We start from the raw sequence: 14061 nt of genomic DNA, 5'->3' as shown, positions 1-14061 counted from the left end.
AATATAACGGCTGGCCGCCACAAAGTGGGGGGTCTTGACCGGCACGCCCCCCGCCCTGCTCAACGCGGTTCGGCGGCGACCAGCTCGGCCAACTGCACCGCATTGAGTGCAGCGCCCTTGCGGATGTTGTCCGAGACGATCCACAGGTTCAGGCCGCGCGGGTGCGAAAGGTCTTCGCGGATGCGGCCGACGTACACCGCATCAGTGCCCGAGGCGTGGGTGACCGGGGTCGGGTAGCCGCCCGCTTCGTGGCGATCCACCACTTCCACGCCCGGCGACTGCGCAAGCAGTTCACGCGCCTGCGCGGCGGTGACCTTGTCGCGGGTTTCGATCGCCACCGCTTCGGAGTGGCCATAGAACACCGGCACGCGCACCGCCGTGGGGTTCACCAGGATGCTGCTGTCGCCGAGGATCTTCTGGGTTTCCCAGACCAGCTTCATCTCTTCCTTGGTGAAGCCGTTGTCCAGGAAGTCGTCGATGTGCGGGATCAGGTTGAAGGCGATCTGCACCGGGAAACGCTGCGGGTCGATTTCCTGGAAGCTGAGCAGCTGGCCGGTCTGCTTGCCCAGCTCTTCCAGCGCCGACCGTCCGCCGCCGGACACCGACTGGTAGGTCGCCACGTTGATCCGCTCGATGCCGTAACGGCGATGCAGCGGCGCCAGCGCGACCAGCATCTGCATGGTGGAGCAGTTCGGGTTGGCGATGATCCCGCGCGGACGGTTGGCGACCTGGTCTGGATTGACCTCGGAGACCACCAGCGGCACGTCATCGTCGTAACGGAACGCCGAGGAGTTGTCGATCACCACCGCACCGGCGGCGGCGAACTTCGGCGCGTATTCCTTGGACACGCTGCCACCGGCGGAGAACAACGCGATGTCCACGCCGGTCGGATCGAAGTCGGCGAGGTCCTTGATGATGTACTTCTGGCCGTTGAACTCGACTTCGCCGCCGGCCGAGCGCGAGGAGGCGAGCAGGGTCAGCGTGCCGACCGGGAAGTCACGCTCGGCCAGGATCGACAGCATGGTTTCGCCGACCGCACCGGTGGCGCCGACGACGGCGACATGGAAGGAACGTTGTTCGGTACTCATGGGGCATTCTCAAAAAAGGAGGGGGTTCACGCAATGCGGCCGGGTTCGGGGAACCTCCTCGTGCAGGCGCGGAGGCTCCCTATCGTTTTTTGCTTTTATCGCCCGAAGCAGCGCGCGCGGCCAGCGCCGCGTCGGCATTGATCGCGCTTGGCATGCGCGTCGCTTCACCGGCCACGCCCAGCGCGGCCAACAGGTTGTCCGCCGCCAGCTGCACCATTGCCTTGCGGGTGCCCAGCGAGGCGCTGCCGATATGCGGGGTCAGCACCACGTTGCGCAGCGCCAGCAGCTCCGGACGCACCTGCGGCTCGCCTTCGTAGACATCCAGCCCGGCCGCCGCCAGCCGGCCGTGGGCCAGTGCATCGGCCAGCGCCAGCTCGTCGACGATACCGCCGCGGGCGATGTTCACCAGCGTCGCGGTGGGCTTCATCTTCGCCAGTGCGGCCGCGTCGATCAGATGGTGCGAGGCTGCCGTGTACGGCAGCACCAGCACCAGGTGGTCACTCTGCGCCAGCAGGGCATCCAGCTCGGCGTACTGGGCGCCTACGTCCGCTTCGGTCGCAGCCGGAAGCCGCGAGCGGTTGTGGTACAGCACGCGCATCCCGAAGCCGTGCGCACCGCGGCGGGCGATGCCCTGACCGATGCGGCCCATGCCCAGGATGCCCAGCGTGCTGCCATGGATGTCCGCGCCCAGCATGGTCTGGAACGACCATTGGCCCCACTGGCCGTCGCGCAGCCAGCGTTCGGATTCGGTGATCCGGCGCGCGGCGGCCATCAACAGGGCAAAGCCCATGTCCGCGGTGGTCTCGGTCAGTACGTCCGGGGTGTTGCTGGCCAGGATGCCGGCCGCGCTCAGCGCGTCGACATCCAGGTTGTTGTAGCCCACGCCGACATTGGCGATCACCTGCAGGCGACCGGCAGCGGCCAGCTGGGCCGCGCCAATGCGTTCGTTGAGGGTGATGATGGCACCGTCGACGCCCGCCAGCCGCTCTGCCAGCTGTTCCGGCGTCCACGCGGTCACCGCGTCGGTGGTGATCAGTTCGACCTGCGCACGCAGCGGCTCGATCACCGCATCGATGAGCGGCTGGCTGACCCAGACAACGCGGCGCGCATCAGCCATCGATGTGGCCCGGGATGCGCGGGGTGATGCTGCCGACATCGCCGCACTGCGCACGGTGGCGCAGCGCCTGGTCCATCAGCACCAGCGCCATCATCGCCTCGGCGATCGGTGCGGCGCGGATGCCCACGCAAGGGTCATGCCGGCCGGTGGTGACCACCTCGATGACCTTGCCTTCGCTGTCCAGCGAGGCGCCGGGAAGGCGCAGGCTGGAGGTGGGCTTGAGCACGATCGACGCCGTCACCGGCTGCCCGGTGGAAATACCGCCGAGGATGCCGCCGGCATGGTTGCTGGCAAATCCCTGCGGGGTCAGCAGGTCACGGTGCTCGGTGCCCTTCTGCGCGGCGCTGGCAAAGCCGTCGCCGATCTCCACGCCCTTCACTGCGTTGATGCTCATCAGCGCCGAGGCGAGTTCGCCATCCAGCTTGCCGTAGATGGGTTCACCCCAGCCCGGCGGTACGTTGTCGGCCACCACGTCCACGCGCGCACCGACCGAATCACCGGACTTGCGCAGCGCATCCATGTAGGTCTCCAGCTCCGGCACCTGCGCGGCATCGGGCCAGAAGAACGGATTGTCTTCCACCGCCGACCAGTCGAAGCCGTTCGGCGTGATCTGGCCCAGCTGGGACAGGTAGCCGCGCACGGTCACCCCGAAGCGCTCGGCCAGCCACTTCTTGGCGACCACGCCGGCCGCCACGCGCATGGTGGTTTCACGTGCCGACGAGCGGCCGCCACCGCGCGGATCGCGGATGCCGTACTTGTGCCAGTAGCTGTAGTCGGCATGGCCCGGGCGGAACTGCTGGCCGATGTTGGCGTAATCCTTGCTGCGCTGGTCGGTATTGCGGATCAGCAGCGCGATCGGGGTGCCGGTGGTCAAGCCCTCGTACACGCCTGACAGGATCTCCACCTCATCGGCCTCGCGGCGCGCGGACGTATGCCGGCTCTTGCCGGTGGCGCGTCGCTGCAGGTCGTGGGCGAATTCGGCCGCGTCCAGCGCCAACCCCGGCGGGCAGCCGTCGATCACGCAGCCGATGGCCGGACCGTGCGACTCGCCGAAGGTGGTGACGGTGAACAGCTTGCCGAACGAATTGGAACTCACGGCCGCTGCGCCGCCAGCTCGGTGATGCGCGCACTGTGGGCGATCAGCTCACGGCATTCCACCGCGAAGATGCCCATCTGGCCGACCTTGAACTCCACCCAGGCAAAGTCCACTTCCGGCAGCAGCTTGACCAGGTGCTGTTCGGATTCGCCCACTTCGCAGATCAGCAGGCCGTCTTCGCTCAGGTGCAGCGGCGCATCGCGCAGGATCTTCAACACCAGGTCCAAGCCATCGTCGCCGGCGCGCAGGCCCATTTCAGGCTCGTACGAATACTCCTGCGGGAGGGCGTCGGTTTCGTCATTGGTGACATACGGCGGATTGGTCACGATCAGGTCGTAATGGCGCCCGGCCAGGCCGGTGAACAGGTCCGACTTCAGCAGGGTCACGTTGTGTGCCTGCAGGCGTTCCTTGTTCTCGTGGGCCAGCGACAGCGCATCATCGCTCAGGTCCACGCCGTCCACTTCCCAGTTCGGGTAGTAGTGGCCCATGGCGATGGCGATGCAGCCCGAACCGGTGCACAGGTCCAGCGCGCGGTCCACGTGGCGGCCAGCCAGCCAAGGTTCGAAACCGGTTTCGATCAGCTCGGCGATCGGCGAACGCGGGACCAGCGCACGGCTGTCGCTCTTGAAGCTCAGCCCGGCAAACCACGCCTCCCCGGTCAGGTAGGCGGCCGGCACGCGCTCGTCGATACGACGCTCGAACAGCGCCAGCACCTCCTGCTTTTCCGACTGCAGCAGGCGCGCCTGCCCGTACGCCGGCCCGAGGTCGTGCGGCAGGTGCAGGCCGTGCAGCACCAGCTGGGTCGCTTCATCCAGCGCATTGTCGTAGCTGTGCCCGAAGGTCAGGCCTGCGGCGTTGAAACGGCTGGTGCCGTAGCGGATCAGGTCGATGATCGTGTGGAGTTCGGCGGCCGGTTCGGCGGTCATGGCGGTACGACGGGTAGATTGGCCCCCGATTATAGGGTCTGGCGCTTGCCTCGGCATCCGTTGCAGGGGAAACCGCCGCCCCGCTGCCGTTATGATGGGGGCCGATCCCTCGGCAGCGCAGGCCCTCATGTTCAATCGCAACGTCGGCATCATCCTGCTGATCGCCCTGGCCGCGGGCCTGGGCCTGCTGGCCGCGCAGAAGGTGTTCGCGCCCAAGGCGCCCACCGGCCAGCCCGCCACCGAAGCGATCACGTTCTATCCCCAGCCGCGACCGCTGCCGGACTTCAACCTGGCCCAGTCCGACGGCACCCGCCTCATCTCCGGCGAGCTCAAGGGCCACTGGACCCTTGTGTTCCTCGGCTTCACGTTCTGCCCGGATGTCTGTCCCACCACCCTGCTGGAACTGGCGGAGGCGCAAAAGCAGTGGGAGACGGTGCCTGAGACCCTGCGCCCGCGCGTGCTGTTCGTGTCGGTCGACCCGCAGCGCGACAGCGCCACCCAGCTCGGCGAATACGTCCACGCCTTCCACAAGGACACCCTGGCCGCCACCGGCGACGTGCCATCGCTGGAAAAGTTCGCGACCTCGCTGGGCCTTGTGTTCCAGAAGGTGCCCGGCAAGGCATTCGATGAAGACCCCGAGGACTACACGATGGAACACTCGGCCACGTTGGCCGTGCTGGATGCCGAAGGCCGGCTGGCCGGCATCATCCGTCCCCCGTTCAATGCGCCGGCGATCGCCCGCGACCTGCAGAAGCTGACCGAGAAATCCGCCCCATGAGCTTGATGACCACCCTGAGCTACGCCCTGCCCCACCGTCTGCTGTCCTCGATGGCGCGCGCGCTGGCGTACTCGGACAACCCGCGCGTGTCGCAGTGGTTGATCGATACCGTCACCGCGAAGTTCGGGGTGAACCTGGGCGAGGCGGCCGACCCGGACCCGCGCAGCTACAAGACGTTCAACCAGTTCTTCACCCGGGCGTTGAAACCCGGCTCGCGCGTCGCCGATGCCGATCCGCGCAACCTGGTGATGCCTGCGGACGGCCGCATCAGCCAGCTCGGCCGCATCGAAGGCGGCAGCATCTTCCAGGCCAAGGGTCAGTCTTTTACCGCTGCCGAACTGCTCGGCAGCGCCGAGGATGCGAAGCCGTTCAATGACGGCCTGTTCGCCACGGTGTACCTGTCGCCTAAGGACTACCACCGCGTGCACATGCCGTGGACCGGCACCCTGCGCGAAACCGTGCACGTGCCGGGTCGATTGTTCAGCGTGGGCCCGGCGGCGGTCAACAAGGTGCCCGGGCTGTTCGCCCGCAACGAGCGGCTGGTCTGCCATTTCGATACCAGTTTCGGTCCGATGGTCAGCGTGATGGTCGGCGCGCTGCTGGTGTCCGGCGTGGAGACCGTCTGGAGTGGCGAGGAGATCCCGCACTACGGCGATCGCATCACGCGCAAGGATTACCGCGGCCAAGGCATCACGCTGGAGCGCTTCGCCGAAATGGCGCGGTTCAACTATGGCTCCACCGTGATCGTCCTGCTGCCGCCCGGCGTGGCCGATTTCGCCCCGCACCTGGATGCCGAACACGCGGTGCAGCTGGGACAGGCGCTGGCCACGCTGCGCTGATCGGGCCGTCTGCCACTGCCGCTGCGGTAGCGCCGGGCCATGCTCGGCGAGCGCAGCGGCAAGCAACAGCGTGACGACCGACGGTCGTCACCCACCCACACCAGAACAACAGCGAGACGGCCAGCGGCCGTCACTACCGCAGAGCGCAGCGGCGACAGCGCTGGGGATAGAATGCGGCCATGACTGAATTCATTCCGCCCGGCACGCTGTTCCACGCCCTGCCCTCGCCCTTCCCGTTCAAGCGCGGCGGCACGCTGATCGATGGACGCGTGGCGTATGAGACCTGGGGAACGCTGGATGCCGATGCCGGCAATGCGATCCTGATCGTCACCGGGCTCTCGCCCGACGCGCACGCCGCCAGCAACGCCGCCAACCCGGCCGCTGGCTGGTGGGAAGGCATGGTTGGCCCCGGCAAGCCGATCGATACCGAGCGCTGGTTCGTCATCTGCGTCAACTCGCTGGGCAGCTGCAAGGGCTCCACCGGCCCGGCGAGCATCAACGCGGCGACCGGCGAGCCCTATCGCCTGACGTTCCCGGAGTTGTCGGTCGAAGACGGCGCACGCGCGTCTGTCGAGGTGGTGCGTGCACTGGGCATCACGCAGTTGGCTTGCCTGGTCGGCAACTCGATGGGTGGGATGACCGCGTTGGCGCTGTTGCTGCTGCATCCGGGCATCGCGCGCAGCCACGTCAACATTTCAGGCAGTGCCCAGGCCCTGCCGTTTTCCATCGCCATCCGCTCGCTGCAGCGCGAAGCCATCCGCCTGGATCCGCAGTGGAACGGGGGGCAGTACGATGACGATCACTATCCCGAATCGGGCATGCGCATGGCACGCAAGCTGGGGGTGATCACCTACCGCTCGGCACTGGAGTGGGATGGTCGCTTCGGTCGCGTGCGGCTGGATTCGGACCAGGCCGACGACGATCCCTTCGGGCTGGAATTCCAGGTGGAAAGCTACCTGGAAGGCCACGCTCGTCGCTTCGTCCGCTTCTTCGATCCGAACTGCTATCTGTACCTCAGCCGCTCGATGGACTGGTTCGACCTGGCCGACCAAGGTGATGGCGACGTACTGGCCGGCCTGGCGCGGATCAAGGTGGAGAAGGCACTGGCGATCGGTGCGAATACCGACATCCTGTTCCCGGTACAGCAGCAGCAGCAGATCGCCGACGGGCTGCGCGCGGGTGGCGCCGAAGCGCGCTTCATCGGCTTGGATTCGCCGCAGGGACACGACGCATTCCTGGTCGATTTCGAGCGTTTCGGTCCCGCGGTGCGGGGCTTTCTCGGCGAACTGTGAGTCGCCGCGCCGCGCCACGCAAGCGCGCAAAGCCTGCGGCCACTGCACCCGCACTGAGCCCGCGGACCGCCCTGGCGCTGCTGGTGGCCGGGATGCTGCTGGGCTGCACGGTGGCCGGCTGGCTGCCGCAGTGGCTGGCTGGCTGGATGCTGCTGGCCAGCGTGTGGACCTTCGTCCTCTATTGGCGCGACAAGCGCGCGGCGACCCGCGCCCAGCAGCGTACGCCGGAGCGCACGTTGCAGGTGCTTGCGCTGCTTGGCGGCTGGCCGGGCGCCCTGTTTGCCCAGTCGCTGTTGCGCCACAAGAACAGGAAAGTTTCCTTCCAGCAGGTGTTCTGGATCTGCGTGGTGGCAAACGCAGCGTGCACCATGGCACTGCTGCGCGCGTTCGGCTGACGTGCCGGCTAGTGCCTACGGCACGACGTTGTTGAAGTAATGTTTTACCTGCGGCCAGATCAGGTCGATCCTTGCCCCGGAATTGGTGCAGTTTCCCCAAGCGAGGTGATGGAGTGCGACCACGCGGTTGCTGGCACGCCCGATGACAGGCGATCCGGAGCTTCCGCCCTGGGTATCGCAGCTGTAGCTGGCATCGCGCCCGCTGTTCACCGTGGTGCTGATGAGCGTGCAACGCCCCCCACCCTGCGCATCACTGGTGACCGACAGCTCTTTCAGGCGACCGCCAGGATGCTGCGGGACGAAGATCTCCTGCCCGGGCCGCGGCGTGCCGACATCCAGACCGAGGTGGCCAAAGCGTGCGATGGTCGCGAACTGGTTGACCGTGAACAGGCTGTAGTCGAGTGCAGCGTCGGTTTTCAGCAGGGTGGCGCCACTCACTTTCGTCACCGCCGCTGGGATCCCGCTGCCACACCGCGCTGCCTCATGATTGAACCAGACCTCCGTGGAGGCGACCCCTGCGGCGCTGTTGAAACAGTGGTTGTTGGTGAAGAGGCGATTGTCGCTGCTTACCCGCCACGCGGTGCATAGCAAACGCCCACCGATCAGCAACCGTGCCACCGGCCTGGCCGCGTTGTACGCCTGCCGGTCGTTGCCTGCCAGGCACGCGACCGGCTGCAGGTCATGGGCGCCGCAGATCGCGCGTGTCCCTGCGGCCGCGCCCTCCGCTGGGCTGACCGCAGCGGGCCCGGCGACCTGGTCAAGGGGCAACCCTTCGTCATAATGCGCGACCTGCACGCCGCGATGGCCGTCCCACGCTTCTTCCGCCGTGCCGGTCAGGCGCAGGATGGCGGTGTCGCCGTGAATGGACATCACACCGAACCGGGAGCGACCGTCCTCATCAAGGCCCGCATCAACGGTGTGGGCATCACGAGCCTGGCTGCTGTAACGGTGGACTTGCGTTCCGTCCGGGCTGGAAACCTCCAGCGTCACCCCCCGCGGCAGATCGAACCGGCCCAGATGGACCTTGATGTAGGTGGCATCTTGTGCAGACACGACGATGGGCGTGGTTTCACCCGCATCGCGCGACGCGGAGGGGACCAGCCGCAGGTCCGTTGCGCGGGTGATCCCGGCGACAAGCGGCTCAGTTGCATTGGCAGCCACGGAAAGCGTTGAACACAGGGCCAGGACACAGCTCAGGCGACGAGCGTTTGCTGCTGCATGTTTCATTGCGCGCTCCAGGGAAAGGACACAGTTCGACTGTGCGGCGCTCGACCATGAAGCGACCTCGGGCAAACACCCGACGCCTGCCGGGCAGATGGCCCTGGCAGACATCGGGGTTCGCCGGTAGACGTCCTGTCATGGCATGCCAGCAAGCCGGTCCAGTGCCGCACGCAGGTTGGGAAGAGGGCCGATGTGGCCATTGTTGCCGACCTGTGGCGTGCCGGTTTCAACGAGCAGGCTGCGCATCTGCAGCGGCGTGAGCGTCTTGCCGCTGGCCTTGGCCGCACCCGATACCGCCGCGACCGCCGAAGCCACGATCGGTCCCGCGCTGGACGTACCGTTGAAGCGCTGGGTGTAGCCCGCATTGGGCCCACCGCTGTACAGGTCGCGGCCTCCGGTGGTGGCCACGCAGCCGCCCCATCCCTGCAGGTTGACCCGGCGCCCGTGGGTGGAGAAACCCAGTCGTGAGCGGGGTACCACGGCATCTCTGCACCACTGCGTGGCCGCCGCGCCACCCGCGCCCGCCAGGATGGCGCCCGAATCAGGCCGCCCGCGCGGGAAACCCGGACCGAAGCAGCCGGAGTCCAGGTTGACGTTGCCGTTGCCTGCGGTCTCCACCACGTGGATGCCACGCCTGACCGCGGAGACCACCGCGTCGTAGATCGAGGGGATCCATTCCGGCGCCACGTAGCCGTTGCAGGGCGCCGGGCCGGGGAACTGCTGTTCGATCAGGATCACATCGCCCGGCCCCAGCTTCGCCGCCGCCAGCGCCACGGCATTGGCTGCGTTGTAGCCGGTCTGTGGACTGGTGACATTGACGTAGTGCGGCGTGGCCCCACTGACCAGCCCGCGCACCCCGAACCCGTTGTCATCGGCGATCATCTCGCCAAGCACCGATGTGCCGTGGTTGTTGTCATTGAACGGATCAGAGATGCTGGCCCCCTGCCTGATCCAGGTTCCCGGCACGCGCAGTTTGGTCAGGTCCTCGTGCTGCCAGTTCCAGCTGTATTCAATGTCGACCACGCGTATGCCCGTTCCGTCGCCCCCCGGCACCGTGCGTGCGTGGACGGCGTCGATACCGGACGAGGCAGCCAGCGCATACCCCTGCCGCTCAATGAACAGCGGTGACGCCCACTGCGCCGTGGCGGGCGCCGGAGCGGCCGATGGCGGTGGCGCCGGAAGCGGTGCGGCGTAGGCGATTTCCACCGCGTCCATGCCGTTCAACAGGTCAATGATGACGGCCGCGTCCTGGCCCGGTTTCAACTGCATGCGATACCACTGGCCCAGTGCAGGCAGGTCCACGCGATCGGATGTGTCGTGCACGACATCCGCAGAGAACAGGGGGGTGACCCGCAGTACCGGACCGCCCTCGGCCGTCAATGCATCAAGCCGGGGCAGTGCGCCGCTGCGCCGGGAGGTCCAGCCGGCCTTGCCTGGCGCCGTGCGGTCGGCATTGCGGAACTTCACTTCGATGAGCTCCTGCGAGTAGCCAGGGCCGATCCGGGTCTGGCGTGGTTTTTCGATGGACCACGCCGGGTCATCAGTGCTGGCCTGCGCACCGGCGGCCGAGGGCGACAGCAGCAGCGAGCAGGCAGCGCTGGCGAAGAGGGCCTGGGACAAGGTCAGGCGCATGGAGGTTCCTCCTGGGACAGTGGCGCGGACCGATGCCCGCGCACGCCACGGGGTGGCGCAACGCCAGTGTGCTGAACGCCAGGATTGGTTCCATCGGACAACGCTGCCGCGCCAGCTCCGGGAATCACCTGCCGGTGTCGGGCTCAGGAGGGCTCCACCGCGTGCAGCCGCCCGCCCTGCAGGCGGTACACCTGGTCCACCACGCCGGCAGGCAGCGGATCATGGGTTATGACCAGCAGGCTGCGTCCTTCAAGCAGCGCGGGCAGGTCGGCCAGCAGTGCATGCGCGGCATCCACGTCCAAGCCTTCGGTAGGTTCGTCCAGTATCAGGATCGGGGCATCGCGCAGCAGCGCGCGCGCCAGTGCCAAGCGGCGCGCCTGCCCCGCCGACAGCGTGGCGCCGTTCTCGCCGACCCAGCCCTGCAGGCCACCGACCGCACGTGCCCAGTCACCCAGCCGCACCCGCTCCAGCATTGCCCACAATCTGGCGTCGCTGGCGTGGGGGTCGCCCAGACGCAGGTTGTCGGACACCCTGCCGGCGAATACCGGGGCGTGCTGCGGCAGCCACGCCAGCTGCCGGTGCCAGTCGTCCTGCGCGTAATGGCGGATGTCGGTCCCGCCATGGGTGATGCGTCCGCTGGTCGGGTCATGCAGGCGCAGCAGCAGGCTGGACAGCGTTGTCTTGCCGCTGCCGCTGTCGCCGCGGATGGCGATGCGCCGGCCCGGCTGCAACAGCAGGTCCACACCGTCCAGCACGCTGCGACCGCCGTCCTTCCAGGTGAACGAAACGGCTTCCCAGCCTACCGCCGCCGCTACCGTCGGCAGGGGCCGCGGCAATGCAGGCTCGCTGACCATAGGCGGCTGGTCGACGATGGCCTGCAGCCGGGACACTGACACCTGGCCGGACTGCAGTGCCTGCCAGGCCAGGCCCAGGCCGGCCCACAGCTCGATCATGGCCACGGTGAGAAACACCAGTCCGGCCGCCATGGGCGCATCGACGCGCCCTTGCTCATGCGACGAAAGCGCCAGCGCCAGCATCGCCAACAGCCCGCCGCCGGTCACCACGCCGTGCAACGTGGTGCCGGCCAACAGGCGCCAGCGTCGCCGACGATCGCGCGCGCGCAGCTGGCGTGCGGCCACTTCCACCCTGCCCTGCCAGTGGTCCAGCGCATCCAGCGCCGCCAGGTCGGCAGCGCCCTCGATGCCCTCGAAGGAAAGATTGCGCAGCTGCGTGCGGTGCGCGGCGCGGTCCCGCTCTTCGCCGGCGCGCCCGCGCACGCCCAGCCACGGCACGCCCACGCCGACCAGCACCGCCATGGCCGCCAGCAGCACCGCTGCCTGCGGCAGGATCAGCCACGCCGATCCGATGGCCACCAGGCTCAGGGCTGCCAGCGCGCACAGCGGTCCCAGCGCGCGCACGAACAGACCGTCCACCTCGGCGATGTCGCCCAGCAGCCGGGCCAGCAGCTCACCCGTACGCGTGCTGCCCAGCCGCGCCGGTGCCAGTGGCAGGGCGCGGCGGAAGAACCACACCCGTGCATCGCGTGCGATGCGCAACGTCACATCGTGGCCGACCAGCTTTTCAAAGTAGCGCGACACGATGCGCGCCATGGTCAGGCCACGGATGCCGGCAGACGGTGAGAAGAAATTGAAACCGCTACCCAGTCCCGCCGCGCCCGCCAGCGCGGCCGCTGTCAGGAAGCCGCCGGAGAGCCCGAGCAGCGCCGTCCCGGCCAGCATCGTGGTCCATAACAGCAGTACCGTCAGCAGCAGCCGCGGCATGTGCCGGGCGAACACCTTGCGCAGCGGGTCGCGTTGCGCGGCGCTCATGCGCGCACCTGCCGCGGGTCGTGGTGCAGGTGGCCGGCGGGCAGCCGCAGGGTGCTGTCGGCCCAGGCGATGGCCAGCGGACTGTGGGTGGCGATGATGACGCTGCGACCGCGCGCATACACCGCCAGCGCATGCAGCAGGGCCGCTTCGGTATGCGGATCAAGGAATGCGGTGGGTTCATCCAGCAGCACGATGCCGGGGTTTCTCAGCAGCAGCCGGGCCAGCCCGATGCGCCGCGCCTCACCGCCGGACAAGCCGAATCCGCGCTCGCCGATCACCGTGTCCAGCCCGTCGGGCAGGTGGTCGGCGAAGGCAAGCACCTGCGCGGCCTCGGCCGCGTGGCGCAGGGTGGCCAGGCTGGCGGTGGGATCGGCAAGGCGCAGGTTGTCGGCGATGCTGCCGTGGAACAGGTAGGGGCGTTGGCCGGCGTAGCCGACCTCCACTCCGGGGCGTAGCAAGAGGCTGCCCTCGCGCGGCGGCAGCCAGCCGGCCAAGGCTTCCAGCAGGGTGCTTTTGCCGCTGCCGCTGGGGCCCACCACCGCCAGTCGCTGGTTGGATTCAAGCTGGAAACTGATGTCCCTCAGCACATCGTGACCGGTACCCAAGGGACGCAGCACCAGCGCGCGCGCCTGCAGCAACGGAGCATGCGGTTGCAGCGGCTCGGCAGCTGCGCTGGCCAGCGGCCGCACCGTAGCCAGCGCCGCAGCCGGCCCCGGCAGCGCGCCGAGCAGACGCTCGATTTCGGCGGCGGCGGCAAGCGCGTTGGCACGATCATGGTAGTGCGCGGCCAGGCGGCGCAGCGGCGCATAGAACTCCGGTGCCAGCAGCAGGCAGAACAGGCCGGCCCCCAGCGTGGGCACCTGCGCGTGCAGGGACATCATGCCGAGGTAACTCAGCCCCAGGTACAGCGCCACCATCGCCACGCTGACCGATGCGAAGAACTCCAGCACGGTGGAGGACAGGAACGCGATCCGCAGCACTTTCATGGTGCGCTCGCGCACGCCCTCGGCCGCGTCGGCCACGCCCTCCAGTTCGGCCTGGCCGCGGCCGTACAGGCGCAGCAGGCCCAGGCCTTTGATGCGGTCGGCGAAGTGCCCGCTCATCCGCGCCAGTTCACCCAGTTGTGCGCGCCCGGCCGCCTCGGCGCCCCAGCCCACCAGCATCATGAAGAACGGCACCAGCGGCGCGGTGGCGATGAAGATGATCGCCACCACCCAGTCCACCCAGGCCACCGCCAGGGCGATGATCAGCGGCACCACCACCACCTCGATGCGCACCGGCTGGAAGCCGCTGTAATAATTTTCGATGGCATCGGCATGGGCCAGCATCACTTCGCCCAACTCGCCGCTGCGCTGTTGCCGCAGCCACAGCGGCCCCTTGCCCAGCACGCTGGCGTAGGCGCGCTCGCGCAGCGCCAGTCGCGCTGCATCGGCCACGTCGCCGGCGCACGCCTGGGTCACGCTGCCCAGCAGGGTACGCAACAGCAGCACCCCACCGAGGGCGGCCAGCACCCACAGGCCATCGGCCAGCGGCGCCCGCTCGAGCAGCACGTGCTGGACCAGCCAGGCAATGGCGCCGGCCTGGGCCACCAGCAGCACCCCGGACACGCTTATCGCGATGGCGGCCAGCCGGCGGCGGCCGCCTGCCGCCGCTCCCAGCGTATCCAGCCAGTGCTGGCGGAGTCTGCGCTGCTGCGCCTCATGGCGCTGGGCTTGCCTCAGCTGGGTTTCGGTGTCCTGGCTCACGGTGGCTCGGCGGCAACGGTCTGGGGGCATTGTAGGCGCAGCTCACCGCGCCCCTGCGGCGTACGGTCGCACGGACACTGCGGTTGGCATACGATCACGGCGG

Annotated in this window: 12 protein-coding genes; 4 read left to right on the top strand and 8 right to left on the bottom strand. The window is 68.2% G+C overall.

Annotation, left to right across the window (positions count from 1 at the left end):
* Positions 1–59: 59 nt before the first annotated feature.
* From IFT63_RS03695 to prmB, 4 genes are all read right to left on the bottom strand, one after another.
* Positions 60–1088, bottom strand: coding sequence for an aspartate-semialdehyde dehydrogenase (locus IFT63_RS03695; RefSeq protein WP_192083283.1), 1029 nt, complete (start codon positions 1086–1088; stop codon positions 60–62).
* A 79-nt stretch (positions 1089–1167) separates the two neighbouring features.
* On the bottom strand, positions 1168–2205 hold the full coding sequence (locus tag IFT63_RS03690) for a D-glycerate dehydrogenase (protein ID WP_042614047.1): 1038 nt from the start codon (positions 2203–2205) through the stop codon (positions 1168–1170).
* The gene (gene aroC, locus IFT63_RS03685; protein WP_042614048.1) at positions 2198–3301 is read right to left on the bottom strand and encodes a chorismate synthase; all 1104 of its coding nucleotides are present in this window, start codon (positions 3299–3301) and stop codon (positions 2198–2200) included. The genes IFT63_RS03690 and aroC overlap by 8 nt, the downstream gene beginning before the upstream one ends.
* Positions 3298–4227: a 50S ribosomal protein L3 N(5)-glutamine methyltransferase gene (gene prmB, locus IFT63_RS03680; RefSeq protein WP_042614049.1), complete on the bottom strand. Its 930-nt coding sequence runs from the start codon at positions 4225–4227 to the stop codon at positions 3298–3300. Before prmB ends, aroC begins: the two co-directional genes overlap by 4 nt.
* A 127-nt stretch (positions 4228–4354) precedes the next feature.
* On the opposite strand from prmB, the gene IFT63_RS03675 reads away from it, so the two are divergent.
* The 4 genes from IFT63_RS03675 to IFT63_RS03660 all read left to right on the top strand — a co-directional run bounded on the left by IFT63_RS03675 (position 4355) and on the right by IFT63_RS03660 (position 7531).
* Positions 4355–5005 carry an SCO family protein gene (locus IFT63_RS03675; RefSeq protein WP_192083282.1) on the top strand — a complete coding sequence of 217 codons (651 nt, stop codon included), beginning with the start codon at positions 4355–4357 and terminating at the stop codon, positions 5003–5005.
* Positions 5002–5844 carry an archaetidylserine decarboxylase gene (gene asd / locus IFT63_RS03670; protein ID WP_192083281.1) on the top strand — a complete coding sequence of 281 codons (843 nt, stop codon included), beginning with the start codon at positions 5002–5004 and terminating at the stop codon, positions 5842–5844. The genes IFT63_RS03675 and asd overlap by 4 nt, the downstream gene beginning before the upstream one ends.
* A 179-nt stretch (positions 5845–6023) precedes the next feature.
* A complete protein-coding gene (locus IFT63_RS03665; RefSeq protein ID WP_042614051.1) occupies positions 6024–7136 on the top strand; it encodes a homoserine O-acetyltransferase in 1113 nt (370 codons plus the stop codon).
* A gap of 92 nt (positions 7137–7228) precedes the next feature.
* Positions 7229–7531: a DUF1294 domain-containing protein gene (locus IFT63_RS03660; protein WP_152620651.1), complete on the top strand. Its 303-nt coding sequence runs from the start codon at positions 7229–7231 to the stop codon at positions 7529–7531.
* Positions 7532–7546: 15 nt separating this feature from the next.
* Here IFT63_RS03660 and IFT63_RS03655 read toward each other — a convergent pair whose 3' ends face one another.
* The 4 genes from IFT63_RS03655 to cydD form a co-directional block, all read right to left on the bottom strand.
* Positions 7547–8758: a serine protease gene (locus IFT63_RS03655; protein ID WP_192083280.1), complete on the bottom strand. Its 1212-nt coding sequence runs from the start codon at positions 8756–8758 to the stop codon at positions 7547–7549.
* A gap of 129 nt (positions 8759–8887) precedes the next feature.
* The gene (locus IFT63_RS03650) at positions 8888–10384 is read right to left on the bottom strand and encodes a S8 family serine peptidase (RefSeq protein ID WP_052811977.1); all 1497 of its coding nucleotides are present in this window, start codon (positions 10382–10384) and stop codon (positions 8888–8890) included.
* A 143-nt stretch (positions 10385–10527) separates the two neighbouring features.
* Positions 10528–12213 carry a thiol reductant ABC exporter subunit CydC gene (gene cydC, locus IFT63_RS03645; RefSeq protein WP_042614052.1) on the bottom strand — a complete coding sequence of 562 codons (1686 nt, stop codon included), beginning with the start codon at positions 12211–12213 and terminating at the stop codon, positions 10528–10530.
* Positions 12210–13958: a thiol reductant ABC exporter subunit CydD gene (cydD, locus tag IFT63_RS03640; protein ID WP_342450443.1), complete on the bottom strand. Its 1749-nt coding sequence runs from the start codon at positions 13956–13958 to the stop codon at positions 12210–12212. The genes cydC and cydD overlap by 4 nt, the downstream gene beginning before the upstream one ends.
* Between the last annotated feature and the right edge of the window lie 103 nt (positions 13959–14061).

The sequence above is a fragment of the Stenotrophomonas sp. CFBP 13724 genome, from assembly GCF_014841975.1.
In the GTDB taxonomy this organism is placed as follows: Bacteria; Pseudomonadota; Gammaproteobacteria; order Xanthomonadales; family Xanthomonadaceae; genus Stenotrophomonas; species Stenotrophomonas lacuserhaii.
The sequence above is the reverse complement of the archived record's forward strand: the minus strand, read 5'-3'. Positions and strand labels throughout refer to the sequence as shown.

Coding starts and splice junctions, on each gene's coding strand:
- IFT63_RS03695 (WP_192083283.1), bottom strand. CDS start 1,088: ATGAGTACCGAACAACGTTCCTTCCATGTCGCCGTCGTCGGCGCCACC.
- IFT63_RS03690 (WP_042614047.1), bottom strand. CDS start 2,205: ATGGCTGATGCGCGCCGCGTTGTCTGGGTCAGCCAGCCGCTCATCGAT.
- prmB (WP_042614049.1), bottom strand. CDS start 4,227: ATGACCGCCGAACCGGCCGCCGAACTCCACACGATCATCGACCTGATC.
- IFT63_RS03675 (WP_192083282.1), top strand. CDS start 4,355: ATGTTCAATCGCAACGTCGGCATCATCCTGCTGATCGCCCTGGCCGCG.
- asd (WP_192083281.1), top strand. CDS start 5,002: ATGAGCTTGATGACCACCCTGAGCTACGCCCTGCCCCACCGTCTGCTG.
- IFT63_RS03665 (WP_042614051.1), top strand. CDS start 6,024: ATGACTGAATTCATTCCGCCCGGCACGCTGTTCCACGCCCTGCCCTCG.
- IFT63_RS03660 (WP_152620651.1), top strand. CDS start 7,229: ATGCTGCTGGGCTGCACGGTGGCCGGCTGGCTGCCGCAGTGGCTGGCT.
- IFT63_RS03655 (WP_192083280.1), bottom strand. CDS start 8,758: ATGAAACATGCAGCAGCAAACGCTCGTCGCCTGAGCTGTGTCCTGGCC.
- IFT63_RS03650 (WP_052811977.1), bottom strand. CDS start 10,384: ATGCGCCTGACCTTGTCCCAGGCCCTCTTCGCCAGCGCTGCCTGCTCG.
- cydC (WP_042614052.1), bottom strand. CDS start 12,213: ATGAGCGCCGCGCAACGCGACCCGCTGCGCAAGGTGTTCGCCCGGCAC.